This is a genomic window from Paenibacillus phytorum (assembly GCF_013141715.1).
Classification (GTDB): domain Bacteria; phylum Bacillota; class Bacilli; order Paenibacillales; family NBRC-103111; genus Paenibacillus_E; species Paenibacillus_E phytorum.
In genome coordinates this window covers 98,346-123,078 of the sequence record NZ_WHOA01000085.1, presented here as the reverse complement: position 1 = coordinate 123,078, position 24,733 = coordinate 98,346, and the positions used below count along the sequence as shown (strand labels likewise).

19 protein-coding genes are annotated in these 24,733 nt (G+C 46.8%); all 19 read left to right on the top strand.

Annotation, left to right across the window (positions count from 1 at the left end):
- Window positions 1-36 precede the first annotated feature (36 nt).
- Window positions 37-1,320, top strand: a complete 1,284-nt coding sequence (gene hutI / locus GC098_RS11265) for an imidazolonepropionase (RefSeq protein WP_171643256.1) — start codon at window positions 37-39, stop codon at window positions 1,318-1,320.
- A gap of 38 nt (window positions 1,321-1,358) precedes the next feature.
- Complete coding sequence (locus GC098_RS11260) at window positions 1,359-2,639, top strand: Glu/Leu/Phe/Val family dehydrogenase (protein WP_171643255.1); 1,281 nt, start codon at window positions 1,359-1,361, stop codon at window positions 2,637-2,639.
- Window positions 2,640-2,678: 39 nt separating this feature from the next.
- The gene (locus tag GC098_RS11255; RefSeq protein ID WP_171643254.1) at window positions 2,679-3,962 is read left to right on the top strand and encodes an NAD(P)-dependent malic enzyme; all 1,284 of its coding nucleotides are present in this window, start codon (window positions 2,679-2,681) and stop codon (window positions 3,960-3,962) included.
- An 85-nt stretch (window positions 3,963-4,047) separates the two neighbouring features.
- A complete protein-coding gene (locus GC098_RS11250) occupies window positions 4,048-4,671 on the top strand; it encodes a HutD/Ves family protein (RefSeq protein ID WP_171643253.1) in 624 nt (207 codons plus the stop codon).
- 25 nt (window positions 4,672-4,696) lie between these two features.
- Entirely contained in the window at window positions 4,697-5,830 is a 1,134-nt protein-coding gene (gene solA, locus GC098_RS11245; protein ID WP_216625237.1) for an N-methyl-L-tryptophan oxidase, read from the top strand.
- Window positions 5,831-6,043: 213 nt separating this feature from the next.
- Complete coding sequence (locus tag GC098_RS11240; protein ID WP_171643252.1) at window positions 6,044-6,901, top strand: MurR/RpiR family transcriptional regulator; 858 nt, start codon at window positions 6,044-6,046, stop codon at window positions 6,899-6,901.
- Window positions 6,834-7,916 carry a serine hydrolase domain-containing protein gene (locus tag GC098_RS11235; protein WP_246358552.1) on the top strand — a complete coding sequence of 361 codons (1,083 nt, stop codon included), beginning with the start codon at window positions 6,834-6,836 and terminating at the stop codon, window positions 7,914-7,916. The genes GC098_RS11240 and GC098_RS11235 overlap by 68 nt, the downstream gene beginning before the upstream one ends.
- Before the next feature lie 40 nt (window positions 7,917-7,956).
- Entirely contained in the window at window positions 7,957-9,261 is a 1,305-nt protein-coding gene (locus tag GC098_RS11230) for an ABC transporter substrate-binding protein (RefSeq protein ID WP_171643251.1), read from the top strand.
- Window positions 9,262-9,289: 28 nt separating this feature from the next.
- Entirely contained in the window at window positions 9,290-10,219 is a 930-nt protein-coding gene (locus GC098_RS11225; protein ID WP_171643250.1) for a carbohydrate ABC transporter permease, read from the top strand.
- A 15-nt stretch (window positions 10,220-10,234) separates the two neighbouring features.
- Window positions 10,235-11,059 (top strand): carbohydrate ABC transporter permease, encoded by an 825-nt coding sequence (locus tag GC098_RS11220; protein ID WP_171643249.1) that lies wholly within the window; start codon window positions 10,235-10,237, stop codon window positions 11,057-11,059.
- A gap of 1 nt (window position 11,060) precedes the next feature.
- Window positions 11,061-12,080, top strand: a complete 1,020-nt coding sequence (locus GC098_RS11215; RefSeq protein ID WP_171643248.1) for an N-acetylglucosamine kinase — start codon at window positions 11,061-11,063, stop codon at window positions 12,078-12,080.
- Between the two features lie 39 nt (window positions 12,081-12,119).
- Complete coding sequence (murQ, locus tag GC098_RS11210; protein WP_171643247.1) at window positions 12,120-13,031, top strand: N-acetylmuramic acid 6-phosphate etherase; 912 nt, start codon at window positions 12,120-12,122, stop codon at window positions 13,029-13,031.
- A gap of 262 nt (window positions 13,032-13,293) precedes the next feature.
- The gene (locus GC098_RS11205) at window positions 13,294-15,117 is read left to right on the top strand and encodes a sensor histidine kinase (RefSeq protein ID WP_171643246.1); all 1,824 of its coding nucleotides are present in this window, start codon (window positions 13,294-13,296) and stop codon (window positions 15,115-15,117) included.
- Window positions 15,110-16,630 (top strand): response regulator transcription factor, encoded by a 1,521-nt coding sequence (locus GC098_RS11200; RefSeq protein ID WP_171643245.1) that lies wholly within the window; start codon window positions 15,110-15,112, stop codon window positions 16,628-16,630. The genes GC098_RS11205 and GC098_RS11200 overlap by 8 nt, the downstream gene beginning before the upstream one ends.
- 174 nt (window positions 16,631-16,804) lie before the next feature.
- A complete protein-coding gene (locus tag GC098_RS11195) occupies window positions 16,805-18,274 on the top strand; it encodes an ABC transporter substrate-binding protein (protein WP_171643244.1) in 1,470 nt (489 codons plus the stop codon).
- Between the two features lie 77 nt (window positions 18,275-18,351).
- The gene (locus GC098_RS11190) at window positions 18,352-19,290 is read left to right on the top strand and encodes an ABC transporter permease (protein WP_171643243.1); all 939 of its coding nucleotides are present in this window, start codon (window positions 18,352-18,354) and stop codon (window positions 19,288-19,290) included.
- A 29-nt stretch (window positions 19,291-19,319) separates the two neighbouring features.
- Window positions 19,320-20,237 (top strand): carbohydrate ABC transporter permease, encoded by a 918-nt coding sequence (locus GC098_RS11185; RefSeq protein ID WP_171643242.1) that lies wholly within the window; start codon window positions 19,320-19,322, stop codon window positions 20,235-20,237.
- Window positions 20,238-20,283: 46 nt separating this feature from the next.
- A complete protein-coding gene (locus GC098_RS11180; RefSeq protein WP_171643241.1) occupies window positions 20,284-21,603 on the top strand; it encodes a glycoside hydrolase family 125 protein in 1,320 nt (439 codons plus the stop codon).
- Window positions 21,600-24,731, top strand: a complete 3,132-nt coding sequence (locus tag GC098_RS11175) for a beta-galactosidase (RefSeq protein ID WP_171643240.1) — start codon at window positions 21,600-21,602, stop codon at window positions 24,729-24,731. The genes GC098_RS11180 and GC098_RS11175 overlap by 4 nt, the downstream gene beginning before the upstream one ends.
- Window positions 24,732-24,733 lie beyond the last annotated feature (2 nt).

Genomic DNA, 24,733 nt, shown 5'->3' with positions numbered 1-24,733 from the left:
CCGATCGGGCTTGCTGTATTTCGAGGGGGAGAAACGATGGAGAACAATCGGATTGACCTGCTGATCCATAACATTGGTACGCTGATTACGATGCAAGGAACTCAGGAACCGCGCCGAGGCGGAGAAATGTCTGAAGTTGCGGCAGTTCGAAGAGGAGCTGTTGCGGTCAGAGACGGGATCATTGTTGCAGTGGGATCGGAAGAAGAAGTTTTAGCTCAAATCGGTGAACGGCCGGTAACTCATAAGCATGATGCGGAGGGGAAGCTTGTTACCCCTGGACTTATTGATCCTCATACCCATTTGGTTCACGGCGGCTCTCGTGAGAATGAACTAGCCTTAAAGCTGAAAGGGGCTTCTTATTTAGAAATTTTAGCTCAAGGCGGCGGAATTCTCAGCACAGTCCGTTCAACCCGTCAGGCTTCGGAAGAAGAGCTGTACGTAAAGGCTAAAAGAAGCTTGGATACGATGCTCTCTTATGGGGTTACCACTGCAGAAGCCAAGAGTGGTTATGGTCTAACTCTGGAGGATGAGCTTAAGCAGCTCAGGGTCACTCGTAAACTCAATCAGGATCATCCGGTCGATTTAGTGTCTACGTTCATGGGTGCTCATATGGTGCCAGAAGAATATAAGGGCAGGTCTCAAGAATTCGTTCAGCTGCTCATTGAAGAAATGCTCCCCGAAGTGAAGCGTCAGGGACTTGCTGAATTTTGCGATGTGTTTTGTGAGCACGGCGTATTCTCCGTAGAAGAATCGGAGCAAATTTTGTTGGCCGCAAAAGCGTTGGGCTTCGGTCTGAAAATCCATGCGGACGAAATCGAGCCAATGGGCGGCGCACAGCTTGCTGGTAAAATGGGCTGCATCTCTGCCGAACATTTGATTGCCGCATCCGATGAAGGGTTGGAAGCGATGCAGCGAGCGGGCGTCATTGCCGTCTGTCTGCCAGCTACCTCCTTTAATTTAAGGCTGAAGCATCACGCCCGTGCGCGTACGATGATTGAAATGGGACTCCCCGTTGCATTATCCACGGATTATAATCCGGGAAGCTCGCCAACGGAATCTATGCAGCTCGTCATGACGCTGGGCTGCCTGAATTTAGGGATGACGCCGGAGGAAGTTCTGACGGCTGTGACCATCAATGCGGCTCACGCGATCGGAAAAGCGGATACAATAGGCAGTTTGGAAGCAGGAAAACAGGCGGATTTGGTTATTTTCAATGCAGAAAACTTGGCTTATCTGCCTTATCACTTTGGGATCAACCATGTTCATTCCGTATTCAAGCAAGGAAAAATGGTAGTCTCGGACGGCAAACGGATTCATTAAATGGTTACATTCTGTAAGAAGACTCGAGGGGGATCATCATGGAAGCTCCGACGGAAATAAAAGAGAAGCCTTTGCAAGCGGAAAGCTTGAATGTTTTGAGTAGAACGCAGCTTGTTATCCAAGCTGCTCTGGATAAAATGGGATGCGCGGAATCCTTATACGAATTGCTAAAGGAACCGCTTCGGTTGTTAACCGTACGCATTCCTGTGAAAATGGACGACGGTTCGGTGAAAGTGTTCACAGGGTACCGTGCACAGCATAATGATGCGGTCGGACCGACCAAAGGCGGGATTCGCTTTCATCCTGGGGTCACCGAAGACGAAGTGAAGGCTCTTTCCATGTGGATGACGATTAAATGCGGCATTGCCGATCTTCCCTACGGCGGAGGCAAAGGCGGGATCCAGTGCGATCCGCGCACGCTATCCTTCGGCGAGCTGGAACGGTTAAGCCGTGGTTACGTAAGGGCAATCAGCCAACTTGTCGGGCCGACCAAGGATATTCCGGCGCCGGACGTGTTCACGAATTCACAAATCATGGCGTGGATGATGGATGAATACAGCCGGATTCGGGAATTCGATTCGCCAGGTTTTATTACCGGCAAGCCGCTCGTCTTGGGTGGATCGATTGGAAGAGAATCGTCTACCGCCATGGGCGTGGTGCTGTTGCTAAGAGAAGCGGCTCATGTCGCTGGGATTCCGATTGAGGGCGCGCGAGTCATTATCCAAGGCTTTGGCAATGCAGGCAGCTTTCTTGCTCAGTTCCTTCACGAGGCTGGAGCTAAAGTGGTAGGCATTTCGGATGCTCAAGGGGCTCTTTATGATCCTGAAGGCTTGGACGTGCAGTATTTATTAGATCGACGGGATTCTTTTGGAACGGTGACGAACTTATTCCCGAATGCGATCTCGAACCAAGAGCTGTTAATCCAAGACTGTGATATTTTAGTACCAGCTGCGATTGAAAACCAGATCACAGAAGACAATGCATCCGACATTAAGGCAAAGATTTTGGTGGAAGCGGCCAACGGACCGACGACCTTGAAGGCCACTGAAATTTTGACGAATAAAGGAGTTTTAATCGTTCCGGACGTGCTTGCAAGCTCGGGCGGGGTGATCGTTTCTTACTTTGAATGGGTCCAAAACAATCAGGGCTATTATTGGAATGAAGAAGAAGTTAATGAAAAGCTTCAACAAATATTGAAAAAATCGTTTCATAACGTCTATCAGTTATCCTTGCAAAAGCAAGTAGACATGAGATTAGCGGCCTATATCGTTGGTTTAAAGCGAATGGTCGAAGCGATAAAATGGCGCGGATGGATTTAATCTATGCTCTGATCAAAATTCCTTGGAAGGTGATGAATCATGAACAATTTACGTGAAGATGCTCTTCACATGCATAAAAAGTATGCCGGAAAGCTTGAGGTTATTGCTAAGGTTCCGGTAGGCACTGTCCGTGATTTGAGCCTTGCCTACTCTCCGGGAGTTGCAGAGCCGTGTAAAGAAATTTATATTGAAGAAGATAAAGTATATGATTATACGATGAAAGGTAACCTGGTTGCCGTCGTTTCGAATGGAACGGCTGTGCTCGGTTTGGGGAATATCGGTCCGCATGCGGCCATGCCGGTGATGGAGGGAAAGGCTTTGCTTTTCAAAGTATTTGCCGGTGTAGATGCGATTCCGATCTGTTTAGATGCGTTGGATAAAGAGAAAGTGATTGAGACGGTCAAGCAGCTTTCACCTTCGTTCGGCGGAATTAATTTAGAAGACATCGCAGCCCCGGATTGTTTTGAAATTGAAGAGAGGTTGAAAAAGGAATGCGCTATTCCTGTTTTCCATGATGATCAGCATGGTACGGCTATTGTCATTGCGGCCGGATTAATCAATGCTCTCCAATTAGTCGACAAAACGATGGACCAAATTCGTGTGGTTATTAATGGGGCAGGCGCAGCCGGCATAGCGGCCATGAAGCTTCTAGGCCATATGGGTGCTAAAGATATCATCGTATGCGATACGAAGGGTATTATCCATGAACACAGACAAGAAGGCATGAATCCATTCAAGCTGGAAATAGCACGGATGACGAATAAAGATCATCTAACTGGTAAGCTCGCCGATGCGGTGAGAGGAGCCGATGTTTTCATTGGTGTTTCTGCGGCTGGTGCGCTTTCAAAAGAAATGGTAAGCACCATGAACCGTGATTCCATCATATTTGCATTGGCGAATCCAGTACCGGAGATTATGCCGGAGGAAGCGAAAGCTGCAGGCGCAGCGATCGTTGGCACGGGTCGATCCGATTTTCCAAACCAAATCAACAATGTATTGGCGTTTCCTGGAATTTTTCGCGGCGTCCTAGATGTACGTGCTAGAGAGATTAATGAGGCAATGAAACTAGCTGCTGTTTACGCGATTGCCGGTTTGGTTCCAGCAGATAAGTTAAATCGAGACTATGTTATTCCTCATCCGTTTGATCCGATGATTGCGCCGAATGTGGCTGCTGCCGTTGCTCAAGCAGCCATGGATACGGGGAGCGCACGTTTAATCATCAATGCGGAAGAGGTTAAGGATCGAACAAAGAAACTGATCCGCAAAAACGATGCGGTTGGTTCGTATTTTTCTTGGTACGCTGACATGACAAAGGATGAGTAGGCATTGTTCGGACGAGTATGCGGGACTTGGTATTTCCAGGTCCTTTTTTTCATTAGTCACGGAATACATTCAAGGAGATGCTTTCATGTCTTATTCGATCAAAGTCATTAAAAAGCATGAGCAGATAACGGCCGCTTGGTCAGGCGGAACGACGACGCAGTTAGCCATATATCCTGAAAACGCGGAGTATAATAAGCGGAATTTTTTATGGAGAATCAGCACGGCCAGTATTCAAGATGAGCAGTCTTTGTTCACCTGCCTTCCTGACTTTTGGAGAAAGCTTATGGTTATAGAAGGAGAAGTGATTCTAGAATATGAAGGATCACGTCAGGTGGGATTAACGCCCTACGAGCAGGAGAGCTTCAGCGGAGGATGGGTCACCCGGAGTATGGGGAAGGTAACAGACTTCAATCTCATCACAGCGGCGGGATGCCGGGGAGAATTAGAAGCTTTATTTATCAAAAAAGGAACTTCACGTGAGATCGATTGTCACAAGGATGATGTAGAATTTTCACTAGTGACAGAAGCTTTTTATTGTACCGAGGGTCAAGTAAGATTTAGTATAAATGAAGATCAGTCTCTATGGTTAGAGAAAGGCGACATCTGCGTATTATCACGAAGAGCTTCATTGGATAAAGTGAATATTAAAATAAGCCATTCTGGCAATGAATCTGCAGCATATGTCATTCGAGCCCATATTGTGAGTTGAACCATTTTTCGGAGGAAGTGATGAAATGATGAACTATGACGTAATTATTGTTGGTGCCGGTTCGATGGGGATGGCTGCAGGCTATTACTTGGCCCTTGAAGGGAAAAGCGTTTTACTGCTGGATTCATTTAACCCTCCGCACGATCGCGGGGCACATCATGGTGATACCCGTATCATCCGGCATGCCTATGGAGAAGGGACGAGCTATGTCCCATTAGCGCTCAGAGCCCAAAAGCTTTGGTTCGATCTGGAGCGAGAGTCGGGAAGAAAACTGTTCTACCAAACCGGGGTGCTGAATGTAGCCACTCGTGATTCAACCTTTATTCAACAAGTTGTTTCTAGCTCCGAAGCCTATTCACTTCCGCTTCAAACAGTAGATTCCAGTAACATTCATACCGTATGGCCTGGGATTTCGCTTCCAGAGGGCTACGTGGGCTGCTTCGAATCGGATTCAGGTGTGCTTAAAAGCGAGGAATGTATCCGTGCTTATCGGGAACTGTTGGAACATCATCAAGTTACCATCTTAACGAATACGTCCGTTCAAGAGTTGTCTATTGATTCAGCCGGGGTGACGGTCCAAACAGTCGATGAAAGTTATAAAGGACGCGCCCTAATCGTTACAGCAGGGGCCTGGTCTTCAAAGCTGCTTCCTCTGATGAATGTCCATCCACCGCTTGTTACCAAAAGAAAGACGTTTGCCTGGTTTGAAGTGGATGACTTTTTATTCGGTGAGGAACGCTTTCCGGCGTTTACGTTTGAAACCTCCTTAGGACATTATTACGGTTTTCCCAGTATGGGGGGAGCTGGTCTTAAGGTAGGACGTCATGATGGGGGACTTCGAATCAATCCGGATGAAGCCATTCCCGAGTTTGGGGCACTGCAGGAGGATGAAGAAGACTTAAGAATGTTTTTAAGCCGGTTTATGCCACTTGCCAATACGGAACTGCGCATGGGTAAAACCTGTACGTACACCCTTACTCCCGATGAAAATTTCATTATAGATACGCATCCAGAGTATCCGCATATCGCCTTTGCTGCTGGGTTTTCCGGACATGGGTTTAAATTCAGCAGTGTAGTCGGCGAAATTTTATGCCAGTTAATTACGACAGGCAGAAGTGAGCATGACATTTCATTATTTTCGATGAATCGCTTCAAATAATAGGATGAGTCCTCGCTAGTTGTGTGCTAGCGAAGGCTCATTTTTATTTTTACATATCGCGCCGCGCTCGAAGATCGTTTGATTATTTTAGATCTAAGCCTGACGCAAAGAGTGAAATAATATTTCAGAAATGTATAGACAAAGTGAAATAAAACTCTATAATAAGAGTATGTACGTTCAAAGTTACACATGAAACCGTAGAGGGTGACTCCCATGTTAAAAGGTGGATTAGTAAGTATAGAAGCGGCTATGGGGAGCTTAAAGCCTATGGAGCGCAGGGCTGCACAGTATATTATGGAGCATCCGGAACAGGTCGTCAGTCTTTCCGTGCAGAAGCTAGCAGAGTTTGCTGACGTAAGTGAAGCAACGATTGTAAGGCTTTCACGCTCCCTTCACTGTAAAGGATTTCAGGAGTTGAAACTGAGGATCGCGGGTGATTTATCACAATCGTCGCTGCCTACAGATTCGTACCAAGAAATCCGTACCGACGGATCTATCGTAGATCTCATCAAATCGGTGTCCAATAACAATATTGTTTCTATCCAAGATACTTTGACGGTACTCTCTCCTGAAAGTGTGGAAAAAGCAATTAATTCGCTAAGCAGCGCAAGAAAAGTCGGCGTGTTCGGCGTAGGTGCATCGGCGGTTATCGCGAAGGATTTCATGCAAAAGCTAACGCGTATTAATCGTTGGTGTGAAATCGGCACCGGGTTTGATGCTCAAGCAACCATTGCGGCCAATCTAATTCCCGGTGACGTTGTCTTCGGTATTTCCTATTCTGGCCAAACTGAAGACATGATTCGTGCGTTGGCCGTAGCTAAGAACAACGGTGCCTCAGTCATTACGCTGACCCGGTTCGGAGCTAATCCAGTAGCGGAGCTTGCGGATATACAGTTGTTTATAAGTACCTTAGAGAAGAGTATCCGCAGCGGGGCAATGGCCTCAAGGATTTCTCAACTGAACGTGATCGATATTTTGTACGCTGGCATCGCTGGCCGACATTATGATGAAAGCATCAAATCTCTGGAAAAGACGCGACAAGCCGTCAGTGTGGGGAAACGCAATGGATAAAGTGGATCGCTTGGTGGAAGGATGGGTGCGCGATGGGCTGCTGCCTGGCGCTGTGCTCGACATTACTGTATCGAACCGATGTCGATTCCAAAAATCATATGGATTATACTCGGACGGCACAAGGGAACATCCAATTCAGCTCAACACAATGTTCGATATCGCATCCCTTACGAAGGTAACCGTTACGCTTCCAACTATTCTTGTTCTTGTGGCTCAAGGGAAGCTGTCGCTGGATAGTTCCGTACAGGCGTACTTGCCTGCATTCCGCCATCCGCAAGTCACACTGCGTCATCTATTGATGCATGCGTCAGGGCTGCCGCCGGATTTACCTTATCTTCCACGTAAAGCAGCAAGGCCTAGTCTAATCGAGGAAATTCTGGCGCAAGAGCTTTTATTTCAGCCAGGTAAGGACAAGCTGTATAGTGATCTCGGTATGATCCTTCTTGGGAACATTGTAGAACGTGTGTCCGGCGGGCCGCTGGATCGCTTTGTTAAGCAGCATATCTTCGATCCACTTGATATGCGGCATACGGTTTTTAACCCTGGCTCCAAATTTCGAGATCGTATTGCCGCAACCGAACAGGTAGATGGAACTTATGTCATCGGCGAAGTTCATGATGAGAAGAGCTTCCACCTCGGCGGTGTTACCGGCAGCGCGGGATTATTCGCAACAGCGGACGACCTAGCACGCTATGCGGCATGGTGGTTGCAGCCGGAACAGTGGGATATTGTTCCGCCATCGCTGATGCGAGAAACAACGGCGGCTCCCGTACGTGGCCGCGGCCTTGGCTGGGAGGTCAAGCATGATCCCGCAAACGTCCCGAGCTGCGGAGAAAGCTGGCCTACGGGTAGTTTCGGTCATACTGGTTTTACCGGAACGAGCTTGTGGGTTGAGCCCGAACAGGGCATCAGCGTCGTATTTCTTACCAATGCCGTTCATTTGGGGCGAAACACCAAGATCCGGGAGCTGCGTCCAATTTTACATGAAGCGGTTTTGTCCTCATATCTATCTTGAGGTTAAACATATAAGTAAACATTAAAGGGAGGCTTTCTAAATGAAACGTTTATTCAGTGGGGCATTATTAACTATGGTCGCTGCTTCTTCCATGCTTGTCGCTTGCAGCAGCAACAATACCGCAACTCCTAGCACAACCCCTGGTGGAGCTAGTACAGCGCCATCGGCAGCACCTCAGGAAAAAGTAAAGTTGACAATGGGCAGCTGGCGTACCGAAGATTCGGAAGCTTACGCTAAAATCATTGCTGAATTTAAGAAAACCAACCCGAACATTGATATCGAATTCAAGCCGATTAAAAATACGGAATACAACACAGCCCTAAACACAGGTCTGCAAAGTGGAAATGGCCCTGATATTATTCATCTTCGTCCCTATGCTGCAGGTGCTGCTTTGGCTGATGCCGGTTACTTAGAGCCGCTGACAAGCGTCAAAGGAATGGACGTATTCTCGAAGGACACTTTGCTGGCCGCTACTGGAACAGATGGTAAAGTATACGGCGTACCGACAGTATTCAGCTCCACGCAAGTATTTTACAACAAGAAAATCTTCCAAAAATATAATCTGACAGAGCCAAAAACGTGGGATGAGCTGTTGAAAACGGCGGATACTTTGAAGAAAAATAAAGTAACTCCGTTTGCTTTCGGCTCCAAGGAAGGTTGGATTCTTTCCCTAACCCAAGGTACGCTTGCACCTTCCGTTTATGGTACTGATTTCATTAAGAAGATACTTGCCGGTGAAGCGAATTTCAAAAGCCCGGAATACGTAAGTTCGATTAAAATGCTCAAAGATATGACCCCATACTTCCCAGATAATTATGTAGGGATTGGTATGGATGATATGAGAAACATGTTTGTTTCCGAGCAGGCCGCTATGATGGTCATGGGTGATTGGGAATATGCCGTTATGAAGAAAACGAATCCAGATTTGCAAATGGATGTGTTCCCAGTGCCGCCGATGAAAGCAGATGGCAAAGCAACAGTTACAACGTGGGTAGACGGCTCTTTTTCAGTGAATGCAAAATCTGCTCATAAGGCAGAAGCTCTGAAATTTATGGAGTTTTTGACAACGAAAGAGTTCGGAGCGCTTGCTGTAAATGAACTGCAAAAACCAAGCACAATCCCAGGTGTGGCAGCAAAAGATCCGCTTGTAGCCAAAATTGCGAAGAATGCAGATACGATATCTACACCTTACGCTTCCGTTGTCTATTTCAATGCAGGCAACCCTACAACCAAATCTACTTTAGAAAACTCCATTCAAGGGATGTACCTAAACAAATTGACTCCAGAGCAAGTGACGGAAGAAGTTCAAAAGAGCGCAGATACATGGTTCAAGCCTAAGAAATAAATTCGTTTAAGAAGAGGGGTGGGGGCACATGAATAACTTTGCAAAATCGCCTTGGTGGAAAAAGGGAGCAGTTCATCTGTTCCCGGTTCCTGCCCTCGCAGTTTACATTCTCTTCGTGATCTATCCGATCCTTTCGGCTTTCGGTTACAGTTTTTATGACTGGAAGGGTCTCACCCGCGGGGAGTTTGTGGGGCTAGGCAACTTTGTGAGCCTGTTTACGAAAGAACCGTTCAACCATTTATTTTGGAATGCGTTTGGTCATAATCTTTATTATTTTGCTGTTGAAATGGCTGTTCAGAACGTGATTGCGTTCGTGCTTGCCTATCTTGTTTACAGCAAACTTAAGGGTTCGAACTTTCTGAAAATGGCTTACTTCTTACCGAGGCTGCTTTCTGTCATCGTCGTAGGCTTTTTGTGGAAACTCATGTTGAACCCGAACAACGGTATTGTCAATGTGCTGCTCAAAAAGATCGGTCTTGTTTCGTGGGCTAAGCCTTGGCTCGGGGACCCGGCTTATGCGTTAACATCAATTACACTGGTCAACAGTTGGTTTGGCATAGGTTTCTCCATGTTGATTTTTCTCGCTGGTCTGCACGCAATTTCGACAGAAGTCATTGAAGCGGCGCGGCTAGACGGAGTAAAAGGTTTACGCTTGATCCGTTCCATCATCCTGCCGATGATGAGTCAATCATTAATCATCATTACGGTGTTTACCTTTATTCATGCTTTCGAAGCGTTCGAACTCATCTATGCCATGGAAGGTTCGCAAGGGGAACCTTACAACTCCACCGACACGCTTGCTGTGTTCTTTTATCGGATTGCGTTTGGCGGCTCATCTGGCGGCGATTCGGTCGCATTAGGCCTGGGCTCAGCACTGGCAGTGGTACTATTTTTCATTATCGCAACGATTTCGGCTTTGTTCCTGTACTTTACTAGGAACCAATCGTCTCAGCATTAAGAAAGGAGGCACACCATGAAAACCAACAAATCCGTTCGGGGGCTCCAATACGCTGCTGCGTACTTGGGTGCACTGGTCAGTTTGTATCCGATCTTTCTGATGCTGACCTCATCTTTCAAGACGAACATCCAGATTCTGAAAAACCCGATGTCGCTTCCGACTTCTATATCGTTTACGGCATATAGTAAGCTAATCCATCAAATTCCGTTCGGAACTTATTTTTGGAACAGTGTCGTGGTTAGTGTTGTTTCCGTAGCTTTTATTCTGCTGTTTGGCGTTTTGGCATCATTTTATATCGCAAGATATCCATTCCGTTGGAATGGTGTGCTGTTCTTCTTTTTCCTCTTAGGTATGATGATTCCAATTAAGCTAGGGATCGTACCGCTGTTCTTATTAATGAAGAAGCTAGCCCTTTTGAATAGCGTTTGGTCGCTTGTTAGCGTGTATACGGCGATCGGAATGCCGCTTGCTGTCTTGATCTTAACTGGATTTTTTAGAACGCTGCCCAAGGAGTTAGAGGAAGCAGCACGCATCGATGGTTCTTCGGATTTCGGTGTCATGTGGCATGTTTTGCTGCCGCTTATACGCCCTGCATTGGGAACGGTCATGATTATGAATTTTATTATGGCGTGGAACGATTTCTTTTTCCCGCTGATTTTTATCCAAGACGATATGAAAAAGACGATACCAGTTGGCATGCTGTCGCTTTTCGGACAATACTCTACGGATTTAAGCATGCTATTTGCCGGGCTCACGTTGGCTTCAGTACCTATGATTGTCATGTTTTTCCTAGCGTCGAAACAGTTTATGGAAGGCATGACGGCAGGAGCGGTGAAATAATATGGCTGAAACTAGATATATTGGGATTGATGGCGGAGGGACCAAAACCGTATGTATTCTCGGCGATGCGGAAGGCAACATATTGGCTGAAAGCCGCGGAGAATCTAGCAGCGTGAAGTCCCGTCCATGGGAGGATGTTCAGCGAGTTCTACTCACACTCATCCGTGACGTATTATACCAATCGGGTACGGAAATGTCCCAGTTAGGTGGGATCTTCCTTGGGCTTGCGGGGAGTGATCGTCCCGAAGACCGGAAACGGATCAGTGACTGGCTGCAAACCGAATTGCCGGAAGGTGTTCCGATCACCGTGCACAATGATGCAGTGACCGCTTTGGCCGCTGGTACTTGGGGGCAGAAGGGCATTGCGCTCATTTCAGGCACAGGCTCGATCGCATATGGATTCGATCCAGCGACGGGCGGGTTTGTAAGAGTCGGAGGCTGGGGTTATTTACTCGGAGATGAAGGAAGCGGGTTTGATCTTGGGCGGAAAGCGCTGGTGGCAGTTATGCGAGCGTATGACGGCCGAGGGGAGCCTACAGCTTTGACTAGGTTAGTTCTTGAACGTTGGTCCTTACAGCATCCTGGGCAATTGATCAACACCATTTATGGCCAGGACAATGTACGTACCGCGATTGCGGATGGCTCCAAGCTCGTTATGCGGGCTGCAGCAGATGGGGATCCAATTGCTGTTAAGCTCGTGGAAGAAGCGATTCAGGAGCTAGAAGAGCTCGTGAAGACTGTGATAACCTCCATGGAGAAACAGCAGCCCATTGAGGAAAGCGATAGCCATCATTTGGCGGAAAATACAATCCCTCTTGTGATAACTGGTGGCTTATTTTCAGATCAAATGTTCGAAAATCGCTTTATGCAAACACCTTTGATACGGTCCGGCATGTTCGATGTCCGACTGCTCGAACGCCCACCAGTCATTGGAGCCTATCTTCTTGCCTTGCAGGAACGGGGCTTCGAATTAACGGAAGTAATGAAACAACGGATAGCAGCATTTGTCTTTCGTAAATAGAGGCAAGGTAACGCATCCATAAAAAGGAGGCAAGGTAACATGGTACAACAAGTTAATCAAACGGTTACCGAGCAGAGAAATGCAAAGTCAAGTCACCTAGACCGACTTACTGTTCAGGAGATCGTGACTCTAATGAATGAGGAAGACCAAACGGTAGCTATCTCCGTAAATGGAGCTTTGCCGCAAATCTCGGATGCAGCTGAAGCGGTGGTCGAAGCGATGACTGGCGGCGGCCGACTTTTCTACATTGGAGCTGGAACCAGTGGCCGTCTCGGCGTTCTAGATGCATCCGAATGCCCGCCTACGTTCGGTGTTGAGGCAGAGCTTGTGAACGGCATTATTGCTGGAGGAGAAATAGCCATTCGTTCAGCTGTAGAGAATGCTGAAGATGACGAAGAAGCTGGAGTACGTGCGATAGCAGATGTTGCACGAGCAGGTGATGTAGTCGTCGGTATTACAGCAAGCGGAACCGCTCCCTATGTGATCGGCGCCATACGAGAGGCTAACCGACTAGGTTTATTGACGATCGGCATTAGCTGTAACCGAGATACGCAGCTCAGTGCAGTTGTGAAATATCCGATCGAGGTGCCCGTCGGACCTGAGATTATAACAGGGTCGACAAGGTTAAAGGCGGGAACGGCGCAAAAAATGGTTCTTAACATGATCTCCACGACCGTGATGATTCAGATGGGTAAAGTTTATGGTAATCTGATGGTAAATGTTCAGGCGACGAATAAGAAGCTTAGAGATCGTACCGTGCGGATTATTCAGGAGGCGACTGGTGCTAATGAAGAAACAGCCCGCCGCGTCGGAATGGAAGCTAAGGGAGATGCAAGAGTCGCGATTCTGATGATTATGTTCAACGTAAGCCGTGAGAAAGCTTTGGATGCGCTTGTTCAAGTAAATGATCATTTTGGTAATGCTGTAAAGCAGCTCGAACAAACGAAATAAATCTTATTAGTTAAATGCCTAGGCTGATAGTAATCAGTTTAGGCATTTTTTAACATAATTCATATGTTTTGGACGAGAAGTCGATTTCCGGCTTCTCAGACTCAGTGGGCGAGCTTCGGCGCGTAGAGCTCTCGCAGTAAGCGCAGTTTTCGCGCTTATTTGTTCTTTGTTTGGGAATGTTAACGCATAAACGGATGCGAATTCATGTGCGATCTCTGATATGCTATAATGTACCCGATTAATAGCAGGAGTTGATGGCAGGATGGGGTTCCGCAAGATGTACCGAAATTATTTGAAAAATAATTTGTTTATGAAGCTGCTTCTCCTGTTCTCATTGATAACCGTCATTACGATTATATCGTTTTCGTATTTCATGTATCATTCGATGTCGCAAGCGGCAATTAATCGTGAGCTGGATATACAGAAGAAGGCAATGACGAATGTGAACAATTATTTGGGGGGGAAATACGATTCAGCGCAGTCTATCGTGTTCGGCTTATATCGGGATAGTTCGCTTGCCGCGGGCATCTCTTTCATGCTGCAGCACCCTTTCCAAGAATATGTGCAGCATGGTCTGGAGCAATATAATTTAGGCGGCAACAGCACGTGGAATGCCGGTTTGCAATATTTTAAAAATCGGGTGGAAGATGACGAAGATATTCGCAGTCTGATGCTGTACAGCGTGGATCAGATGACCTTATACGTGCTGGATCGTAACCGGCAATTGAAGATCGTTCCCACGAATGCAGCCCACTCTTACATTCCTGAAGTCATGGCGCTTGATAGCAAGAGTGTTACCTTGCCGAATATATGGGTACGTGAAGCCGCAGGTCAATGGGATAACCATCTGTACTCGATTAGGACACCCATCAACGACAAGCAAACCTTGAAAAATATAGGGCAGCAAGTCGTGTACTTCAGCTCAGACGGCATTTGGAAGATTCTCTTGAATGATAAGGAAGAGTTAAAGGGGACGATTCTCGTTCTCTCACCGGATGGGGGCGTCCTGTTTGATTCTTCGGATCAGTATTATGGCAAGCCCTATCCTTTCATGGATCAGGTTAGTTCGTTATACGAGAATAGTGGTTCGAATCAAAGTGGCTATGTGACGAAGCTGACGCAGAGTAAAGGAGACTTTATTGTCGTCGGTATCATTCCGAAGAATGAACTTGAAGCATCCTCAAGGCGAATCGGGAGTACAATCTTTATGATTAGCTCGATATGTATTTTTTTCGCCATTCTGATTCCTTCTCTGGTTGTAATGAATGTCTCTAAACGCACCAATCAGATCATTCGCTTTACACGGAAGGTCAAACAAGGCGATCTGAATGCACGGATTCCGGATGAGCGAGAGGACGAGTTAGGACAAATTTCTCGCAGCTTCAATGAGATGATCGAAGAGCTGAATCAATATATCGATAGGGTGTATAAGGCAGAAATTAAGCAGAAGCATACAGAGTTAACGGCTCTGCAAGCTCGCGTTAATCCACACTTTTTATACAATACACTTGAAGTCATTCGAATGCGGGCAATCTCTCATGGGGCTCATGACGTTGGTGAAATGATTTACAGCTTGTCGGCGTTATTCCGAAGCCTGGTACAGCAGAAAAAGATTTACACACTGAAGGATGAGCTTGAAGCCTGCCGCTTATACCTCGAGCTGTTCCAGATTCGCTATAAGGACAAATTCACGTATTCGATCGAATGGGATCGGAAGCTAGCATCTACACGCATAATGAAAATGTCGCTGCAGCCCGTAATTGAGAATTACATCGTACATGGCTTGCGAAGCGAATGCACCGATAATGAGCTTCATATTCGTGTGAAACAAACGGAAGAGTTCCTTCATGTGCAAGTGGAAGACAACGGAAACGGTATTACGCCTGAGCGTTTGAGCGAGCTAGAATCCTTCTTACAAGCTGAGGAAACCGAAGGGGAATCCTTCGGTCTGCGGAGCATCAATCAACGCTTAAAGCTGCTCTACGGCAGCAGATGTGGCTTAAAATTAAGTAGTGAACCTGGTAAAGGAACGGTAGTTGATATATGGCTGCCTATGGACGACGGAAAAGAGGGTTATGATGTTTAGGGTTTTTCTTGTGGATGACGAGCCTTTCATTATCGAAGGGTTGTATGACATTATTGATTGGGCCGAAGCAGGGCTGGAAATTGTCGGACATGCCAGCAATGGGCAGAAGGCTTTGGATGCTCTGCAGGAAACATCGGTGGATATTTTGTTGACGGATATTTCCATGCCGGTGATGACTGGTTTGGATCTGATTCGCCATGCCCGAACGGTTCATCCCGATTTGAAAGTCATCGTGCTCAGCGGTTTCGATGAGTTTACCTATTTAAAAGAAGGCATGCAGCTCGGTATCGAAAATTACCTGCTGAAGCCCATCAACATCCAAGAGCTGAAGGCAACGCTTCACAATACGGTCGAGAAGATGAATACGTTCGAAGAAACTCGGCAGGTTCAGGCCTACAGCAAACAAGTATTGAAAGATAACACGCTTCATCGTTGGTTAACCCATCAGATTGCGCCTTTGGAATTTTACGAACGCGCAGACCTTCTGGGGATGAATCTCGATCGTGCCTATATGATAGCTACTGTACTCCGAGCGACATCTGATGCTGCCGAGGTTTTCGAGGTTATCTCCGATCGGGTGCAATCCTATGATTGGATCACCTCATTCTTCGATATGGATGGCGATATCGTCCTACTTGCAGCTATGGATGATGCTGACCGAGGCAGAACGGATTTGACCGCTTTGCTTCAGCAGCTGCAGGCTGATTTTCAGGATCGTGCTCTCCGCATATCTATCGGCAGTGTAGAGCTTTTGCCTGAACAGGCTGGACAAAGCTATGCGGCCGCGAAGAAAGCGCAGGAGTATTTCTGGGTATATCCGGAACTGAACATGATTGATTATACAGAGCTTGCGATGAATCAAGACAATCGAAAGGTCGATTTCTCCATCATTGATTGGCCGATTTACGCGAAACTAATTATTGCTAAAGATCAAGAGAACTTGCGCGAGCAAATTCAAAACGATTTCAAACGGATTCAAGCGCTTCCGGGAATTACGCCGCACGATTTTCAGAATATCGCCTTTGAGATGATCATTCATTTCAAGCTGGAGATCAAAGCGATTCGCCATACCGAGGAACTCGATGCCTATAATCACGCTTTTCACCAAATCAGGAACGCGATTACGCTGGAAGAGCTGGAAACAGCCATCCTCGAGATTGCCCATACGACAATCGGTTTCTTAATTTCAGACGTTCGAAGCCCGATTGTGCAGCAGGTTTTAAAATATATCCAACAGTCTTATGCGGAAGAGCTATCGCTCAAAATGCTGGGGGCGCACTATCATATTCACCCCGTTTACTTGGGACAATTGTTCCATAAGGAAATCAACGAGACTTTTACGGAGTATATTAATCGGTACCGAATCGAAAAAGCGAAAGAACTGCTCAAGACCACGCACTCAAAAGTTCATGTTATTGCCAATGAGGTGGGCTACTCAGAATTGGGTTACTTTTATAAACAATTTAAAAAGTATGTGGGAATCTCCCCAACGGATTACAGAGGATTGCTCTAGGGAAAACTGAGGAGCAGTCCTTTTTTTTGTCGGAAAGGATAAATAGCTGCTTTTTTCTTAACTTTAGACAGGGTTCATTTAGTTTATCGTCTATTTGTAAATGCTTTCATGAGTTACTGTAAAGGTAGCCCCACGGGGCGTAAACAAAAGAGCAGTTAACAGGGAGGATACAACATGAAAAAACGTTTGGTCACTACACTAGGATTGACACTAGCCGTTTCCATGGCTCTTAGTGCATGCGGCAGCAAAGATGCCGGCAGTGCGAAAGGGAATGAAACGACAAATAAACCGGTAGAGTTAATCTGGTACACCATCGGAACACCGCAAAAAGACGTAGACCGCGTCATGGCTGAAGTGAGTAAATACACCGCGGAAAAAATCGGCGTTACTGTGAAAATGAACATGGCGGACTGGGGCGACTACGCGCAAAAAATGCAAGTCATGACAGCATCCGGCACACCGATGGACATTATGTTTACGTCTTCATGGGCTTTTGATTACGTGCAAAACGCGCGTAAAGGCGCATTTCAGCCGATTGACGAGCTTCTTCAAAAAAATGGACAAGGTATCGTGAAAGCATTGGATCCTGCATTTCTTAACGGCTCCAAAGTGGACGGGCACAATTACGGCGTACCTGCCAATAAAGAGCTGCCAGCTCAAGACGTATGGCGTTTCAACAAAAACCTGGCCGACAAATACAACCTTAGTCTAGATAATGTGAGCTCGCTTGAAAGTTTGGAGCCATTGCTCAAAACAATCAAAGAAAAAGAACCGAACATTTATGGATTAGCCGTTGATAAAAATTACATGCCATATGTGCCTTATGATTACATTATCGAGAAAATGCCGATGGCCGTAAAAGTAGACAATCCGGATTTCAAAGTGGTGAACATTTTTGATACGCCAGAAATGAAGCAAGCCCTTAAAACCATGAACAAATACTACAAAGCGGGATATGTTCCTACGGAAGCATCGACGCTTTCCTCGCTTAACGATGTACAAGTAACTGGCAAATGGTTCGCGGATAAAGCAACGAATCAACCGTTTGCGGACAACCTTTGGTCAGCTAGTTATGGCTATCCGGTTGTTTCCAAGGCGGCAAGCCCTGCTTTGATTTATAACTGGTCCGTTATGGGCTCCATGCAGGCGATCTCGGCTAATTCCAAATATCCGGAAAAAGCCATGGAATTCCTGAACTTGCTGAATACGGATCCTGTACTTCGTAATATGGTCGATTCCGGTATTGAAGGCGTCCACTACAAAAAAGTCGATAACGACAAAATGGAAAATTTACCAGAATCCAAAAACTACGACATGCCGACTTTCTCACTCGGAAACGTTCTGCTGACGTATAAAGATGTCAAAGATCCTGCGAACAAATGGGAAGAGTTCAAGAAGTTTAACGATACAGGTGTACCAGCACCTCTGCTTGGCTTCAACTTCGACCCGTCCAAAGTGATCAATGAAATCGCGGCGGTTCAAAACGTTAAAGAAGAATTCTGGGCAACATTGATGACGGGTACTGTAGATCCGGATAAATACATTCCGCTAGCTAACGAAAAATTCAAAAAAGCTGGTTTGGATAAAATCATGGCTGAAGCGCAAAGTCAGATTGATGCTTGGAAAGCAGCTAACAAGAAATAATTTCAGCATAGTTGATTAGGCGAATGTTCAACATTCGCCTGATCTTTTTCACTACAATGATCTTGAGGGGTGATTTTATGAAAGGAATAGGAGCATTTTTTAAAGATGTTAAACAAAGTAGAGTTCTGCTGCTGATGGCATTGCCGGCGACGCTTTGGTTCCTGTTCTTCTCTTATTTGCCGATGGCCGGCATGGTGATTGCTTTTAAGCAGTATCGCTATAGCCGCGATGGTTTTTGGGCAAGTATTATGGAAAGCAAATGGGTAGGACTGCAAAATTTCAAATTTTTATTCAGCACCAATGACGCCTATATCATTACGCGGAACACGCTTCTCTACAATATTGTGTTTATTATTGCAGGGCTTGTGCTATCCGTAGGGTTAGCCATTGTGTTATCGGAAATCGTCAATAAAAAACTGGCGAAGTTGTATCAAACGGGGATGTTCCTGCCTTACTTCCTATCGTGGGTAATCGTTGGTTACTTCGTGTTCAGTTTTCTTAGTGTAGATAAAGGTATGCTGAATCACATTCTCTCCGGGTTCGGAATTGATCCGATCCATTGGTATAACGACAAGACGTATTGGCCTCTTATTATCATTTTTGTTTACCTGTGGAAATCGGTCGGTTACAGCAGCGTTGTGTATTTGGCCGCGATCATGGGGATTGACAAATCGCTGTATGAAGCCGCGATGATTGACGGAGCGAGCAAATGGCAGCAAATCAAACACATTACTTTCCCTATGCTGAAGCCGCTCATGACGATTCTGACATTGCTGGCAATCGGACGCATTTTCTATGCAGACTTCGGATTGTTCCTGCAAGTGCCGAGAGATTCAGGTACTCTGTATTCCGTGACGAATGTTATTGATACGTATGTATACCGTGGTCTCAAATCTACGGGAGAAATCGGTATGAGTACTGCAGCCGGTCTATATCAATCAGTTATCGGTTTCATTCTGGTTATGACTTCGAACTATATCGTTAGAAAATTCGATAAAGATAATGCGTTGTTCTAAACTATTTTCATGGAAAGGAGGATTTCCAAATGATTGCTAAACCAATGAAAAGCCGTGACTTCCATAAATTGCCGCCTGCTTTAAATATACTTTTTAATCTTGTCGCGGGCCTCTTTGCGCTCGCTTGTATCTTTCCGTTCTTGTTTGTAACGATCATTTCATTTACGGATGAGAAGACGTTAAGTGCTAATGGCTACCGCATTATTCCGGAACAATGGAGCCTCGATGCCTATCGCTATCTCTTTAAAGCGGGTGATCAGCTGTTGCTTTCCTATGGAGTTACCATTCTTGTAACTGTCGTAGGGACGATTGTAAGCTTGCTTATCACAGCTACGTTTGCCTATGCGATTTCACGCAAAAGCTTTAAATTCCGCAATGCCTTCGGTTTTTTTGCTTTCTTCACGATGCTGTTTAACGGTGGACTTGTACCGACATATATCGTTGTTACACAATTGATGGGACTTAAAGATTCAATCTGGGCTTTGATTCTGCCTTTGGCCGGAAATGCATTTTACATCATGATTATGCGTACTTTCTTCGTCACATCTGTTCCTGACGCCATTATTGAATCTGGGAAAATCGACGGGGCCGGTGAATTTGGGATTTTCGTCAAACTAGTGCTGCCGCTCTCGCTCCCTGGACTGGCCACTATAGGTTTGTTCAGTACTCTGGGATACTGGAACGATTGGTTTAATGCACTGCTCTATATCGATACACCGAAACTAGTGCCTTTACAATCGATGCTGATGCGGATCGAGAACAGCATGCAGTTCCTGCTTCAGAATGCAAGCAACCCTTCTGTTGGCGTAGGCTTACTGCAATCGCTGCCGCAAGATACGTCCCGTATGGCGATGGTTGTTCTTGCAACTGGGCCGATTATTTTTGCTTATCCGTTCTTCCAACGGTACTTTATTCAAGGCTTGACGATTGGCGCCGTGAAAGAGTAACGTAAAAGTGCATTCTTCGAAACTAGAAAAATTTGGAGGACTTACCGTGGAACAATTCAGACTGCCGAAAATTCCGATGCCGAAACTGGAGCTGCCAAAGGCAATTCAAGAGGTATTGCTGGAGGCCGAAGAGAAGCTGGCGCATCGTCCGAAGCTGCTGCAGCTATTTAAAAATTGTTTTCCTAATACATTAGAGACGACGACCAAATTGATGGAGGATGGCACCACATTCGTCATCACCGGAGATATCCCGGCGTCGTGGCTGCGCGATTCTGTGGAACAAGTCATGCACTATGTGCCATTTGCCAAACAGGATTCTGATCTACAGCGCATCATTAGCGGCTTAATCAAGCGTCATATCCAATATATTCATATCGATCCATATGCCAATGCGTTCAACGAATCAGCGAACGATTGGCACTGGAACAAGGCGGATCAAACGGAAATGTCGCCATGGGTATGGGAACGTAAATTTGAACTGGATTCGTTATGCTTCTCGATGCGGCTGGCTTATGCGTATTGGAAGGAAACGGAGTTAACGGATATTTTCGATGCGGGATTTAAAGCTGCGATGTTTAAAATCTACGAATTGTTTAAGACGGAACAATATCACTTTGAAAAGTCCCCTTATCGTTTCACGCGCAATAACGGAATTCCGACGGATTCGCTGCGCAATAACGGGATGGGGATGCCAGTAAATTACACGGGCATGGTATGGTCAGGCTTTCGTTCAAGTGACGATGCCTGCGACTTTCATTACAATATTCCAGCGAATATGTTCGCGGTTGTGGCGCTTCGCCATATGCAAGAGTTTGTGGAGTGGGTATTCAGAGATATGGACTTCCTCCACGATCTGAAAGCCCTTGAAGCGGATATCGACCATGGCATCCAACTATATGGCATCTATCGTCATCCAACATTTGGTCCGATCTATGCCTATGAGACAGACGGCTTCGGGAACTATTGCTTGATGGATGATGCGGGCACGCCAGGGCTGATGTCGATTCCTTATCTGGGTTATGTATCGGCGGATGATCCGATCTATCAGAACACAAGACGATTTGCGCTCAGCAAAGAGAATCCATTTTATTTCGAAGGCAAAGTTGCGAGAGGCATCGGCAGTCCGCATACGCCAGACGATTACATTTGGCATATGGCCTTGTCCATGCAAGGCTTGACGGCTTCCACAGATGAAGAGAAGCTGGCTATGATCGCGATGCTTGAGGCGACGGATGCAGACACTGGGTTTATGCACGAGGGCTTTCATGTCGATGATCCAACGATTTTTACGCGGAAATGGTTCGCTTGGTCGAACAGTTTATTCTCTCAGTTGGTGTATAAAGCGATGAAGGATGGTTTACTATGAGTCGACCGGTCATTATTTTCTATGATTCTGCATTCCCGATCAGCAATTCAAGTGAAGTGAATGCCGATCTACTCGCAGCGCAAGGTGCAGTTGTTGTAGGCGCCGATGCACTTGGAGAAGCTCTCCGGTCGGCGGTTGGTGGATGCTTTGTTAATCTGCATGCCCCGTATTTTCCTAAGTCCACATGGCCGGAAATCCTTGCATTCTTGAAACGCGGCGGCGGGCTGCTTAGTATTGGCGGCGCAGCCTTCAAGCGTCCGGTGCGCCGGGAAGCTGATGGCTGGCATATAGAGTCGGAGCAGACCGCCTATCATCAGCAGTTATACATTCATGAAATACTTCGTGTTGAAGCAATTCCAATGCGCTCCTATACAGCATTAGAAACCTTGCCGCTGCTTCAGGGGCAGGAATCGATGTTCGCGCTTGCAGATACGTGGAATCTGGTTCCGCATACGACACGTAACAGCGACCTGCCAGATCAAATGGGCGCTGCGGGTACCATGAGCACACAGATTTATCCGCTTTTGAAAAGCATCAGTAAGGAAGGCCGCGAAGTTGCTGCGCCTGTCGTTCTTTGGGAAAACTCGCGCGGCACGTTTATCGGTTCGCGTTGGATGTTTGTCAATGTACCGCTTAGTCCTTCGTTTTGGAACGAAGGCGGGGCACATGCATTGATGGGGTGGGCGGCATTTTGCGCTAATGGCGTTACGGAGCTGTGGATCAAGCCGAATTATGCCAGCTTCGAGCCGGGAGAGCATGCGATGCTCACGCTCCAAACTCAGCTAATTGGTGGGCGCCAAACTGGAGCTGCCTCGAAGCAGTGGACATTTGATCTTCATGTAGCTCATGAAGGTGGCGCACAGGACGTGTGGACCCATCGTTTGACAGCCCAAGTGAATAAAGAATTCAATGTGGTGCGCATCCCGGTGCCACTAGACATACAACGTGGTTTATACCGTGTGACTTGCACGGCAACATCTGAGGATGGGGAGCTTCGCGTGCTTCGCCAAGGCTTCTGGGGGCACGACCCCTTGCTGCTTGCGGAGGGACAACCGATTACCTGTGATCGCGATTATTTCATCAAGGACGGACGTCCGCTGCCGATCGTCGGCATGACGTATATGACTTCCGATGTTGCTCGCAAATTCTTGTTCCTTCCCAATAGCGATGTCTGGGATCGTGATATGGCCCAAATGGCCAAAGCGGGCATCAATTGGATCCGAACAGGGATTTGGACGGCTTATCGCAATATTATGCAGGTGGACGGACATGCTTCCGAAGAAGTTCTGAGAGCAATTGATGCTTTCTTCTTAACGGCTAAGAAGCACAATCTCCAGGTAACGTTCACCTTCTTCTCCTTTACGCCAGAGACTTGGGAAGGGGTTAACCCTTATCTCGATCCGCAAAGCGTAGAGGCACAAAAGCGGTTTATCCGCTCTATTGTTTCGCGTCACCGTGCTACGACGCATGTGGATTGGGATCTGATCAACGAGCCTTCGATGTTTGATCCTGCGCTGATTTTTTCCGAGGGACCGCGTTCCACCCGGGATATCTACGAACGGCAGGCTTTTGTAGAGTGGCTTAAGCAGCGTCATGGCAGCATCGAGCTTCTTCAGGAACGGTGGAATATGTCGCCTGAACAGCTTCCTACTTTTGAGTCAGCGGCTATTCCCGAAGCTGAAGAAATCAATTTCGACGTGCAGGATATGCACAAGGGCAAGAAAGGGACACGTTGGCTCGATTACTGCTTGTTCTCGATGGATATGCATAACCGTTGGGCCAAAGAGCTCTACGATACGATTAAAGAGATCAGTCCGGATCATCTTGTGGTGGTCGGACAGGATGAAGCACTTGGCGCGCAGCGACCTTCTCCTTTGTTTTATGAGGAAGCGGTGGATTATACAACCGTGCACTCTTGGTGGCTGAACGATAACCTCGTTTGGGACGGTATTTTTGCCAAAACAGCGAATAAGCCGAACGTCATTCAAGAAACAGGCATCATGTACGTGGAGACACCGGATGGGCGCGCTAAACGTTCGGAGAACGAACTGCGCAGCCTGTTGGAGCGCAAGTATGCCTATGCATTTGCTACCGGAGGCGCCGGTGCTATTCATTGGATTTGGAATACTAACTTCTATATGGATAATGCCAACGAATCACATATCGGTGCGCTTCGTGCTGACGGTACGGAGAAGCCAGAAGCTGATGTTTCTTACGATTTCGGGCGGTTTATGGCTGGAATCAGAGATTTGTTCCAAGATCGGGCGTTGGAAGACATCGTCGCGATTTTCCCTTATTCGAACGATTTTTCCAACCGGAAATTGGCGTTTGATGCGACGACTAGAATGACGCGCGTGCTGTCCTATCAAATGAAGATGCCGTTCCGATCGGCATCGGAATATCATTTGGATGCGTTGGAGGACCAACCGGCGAAGTTGATCATTTTGCCGAGCGCGCACAATCTTGATGAACAAGCTTGGATGAAGCTTGTAGATATTGTACAGCGTACAGGTGCGACGCTGCTTGCGACTGGTCCGATCAGCCTTGATGCGTATTGGAAGCAAACTCCGCGTCTAATCGATGAGCTGGGTGCAGCTGAGCTTCACAATGTTCGCCGCGAAGAAATGCTTGGGCTGCAAGGTGCAGCACTCCCGGTTTCCTTTGACAAGCGCCGAATTGCTGAAGTCGTGAAAGAAGTGCGGGCTGGACGTTCGGAATCAGGTACAGCTTCTAGCAGCGCTGGCGATGCGGTTGTCGATATACCTCTGGGCAAAGGCAGACTCATTTGGAGTCCGCTGCCTGTTGAATTGAACGAACGACTGGACACGGTCGCCAGCCTGTATCGATATGCCATCGATGCCGCGGGCTGTGAAAGCGGATTGCAATGGCTGCTGGGTGGCGACATCGCAGGTGTATATGGAAGGAAGTTACGCTTTAAGAACGGTTTCCTGTATGTATTCGTATCTGAATTTGCATGGAACGTGAATATCGAAGTGAAGGATACGGATAGCGAGGCAACTTATGCATTTACGCTAGAGAAAGAGCGTTCCGTTCTCTTTGCTGCAGATGCGCAAGGCAATCTCATCTCCGTATACCGTCCGGAGGAAGTCCATATTGAAAGGAGTTAAAC

Bases quoted from the DNA above. Each gene is read 5' to 3' on its own strand.
- hutI (WP_171643256.1), top strand. From the start codon at position 37: ATGGAGAACAATCGGATTGACCTGCTGATCCATAACATTGGTACGCTG.
- GC098_RS11260 (WP_171643255.1), top strand. From the start codon at position 1,359: ATGGAAGCTCCGACGGAAATAAAAGAGAAGCCTTTGCAAGCGGAAAGC.
- GC098_RS11255 (WP_171643254.1), top strand. From the start codon at position 2,679: ATGAACAATTTACGTGAAGATGCTCTTCACATGCATAAAAAGTATGCC.
- GC098_RS11250 (WP_171643253.1), top strand. From the start codon at position 4,048: ATGTCTTATTCGATCAAAGTCATTAAAAAGCATGAGCAGATAACGGCC.
- solA (WP_216625237.1), top strand. From the start codon at position 4,697: ATGATGAACTATGACGTAATTATTGTTGGTGCCGGTTCGATGGGGATG.
- GC098_RS11240 (WP_171643252.1), top strand. From the start codon at position 6,044: ATGTTAAAAGGTGGATTAGTAAGTATAGAAGCGGCTATGGGGAGCTTA.
- GC098_RS11235 (WP_246358552.1), top strand. From the start codon at position 6,834: ATGATGAAAGCATCAAATCTCTGGAAAAGACGCGACAAGCCGTCAGTG.
- GC098_RS11230 (WP_171643251.1), top strand. From the start codon at position 7,957: ATGAAACGTTTATTCAGTGGGGCATTATTAACTATGGTCGCTGCTTCT.
- GC098_RS11225 (WP_171643250.1), top strand. From the start codon at position 9,290: ATGAATAACTTTGCAAAATCGCCTTGGTGGAAAAAGGGAGCAGTTCAT.
- GC098_RS11220 (WP_171643249.1), top strand. From the start codon at position 10,235: ATGAAAACCAACAAATCCGTTCGGGGGCTCCAATACGCTGCTGCGTAC.
- GC098_RS11215 (WP_171643248.1), top strand. From the start codon at position 11,061: ATGGCTGAAACTAGATATATTGGGATTGATGGCGGAGGGACCAAAACC.
- murQ (WP_171643247.1), top strand. From the start codon at position 12,120: ATGGTACAACAAGTTAATCAAACGGTTACCGAGCAGAGAAATGCAAAG.
- GC098_RS11205 (WP_171643246.1), top strand. From the start codon at position 13,294: ATGGGGTTCCGCAAGATGTACCGAAATTATTTGAAAAATAATTTGTTT.
- GC098_RS11200 (WP_171643245.1), top strand. From the start codon at position 15,110: ATGTTTAGGGTTTTTCTTGTGGATGACGAGCCTTTCATTATCGAAGGG.
- GC098_RS11195 (WP_171643244.1), top strand. From the start codon at position 16,805: ATGAAAAAACGTTTGGTCACTACACTAGGATTGACACTAGCCGTTTCC.
- GC098_RS11190 (WP_171643243.1), top strand. From the start codon at position 18,352: ATGAAAGGAATAGGAGCATTTTTTAAAGATGTTAAACAAAGTAGAGTT.
- GC098_RS11185 (WP_171643242.1), top strand. From the start codon at position 19,320: ATGATTGCTAAACCAATGAAAAGCCGTGACTTCCATAAATTGCCGCCT.
- GC098_RS11175 (WP_171643240.1), top strand. From the start codon at position 21,600: ATGAGTCGACCGGTCATTATTTTCTATGATTCTGCATTCCCGATCAGC.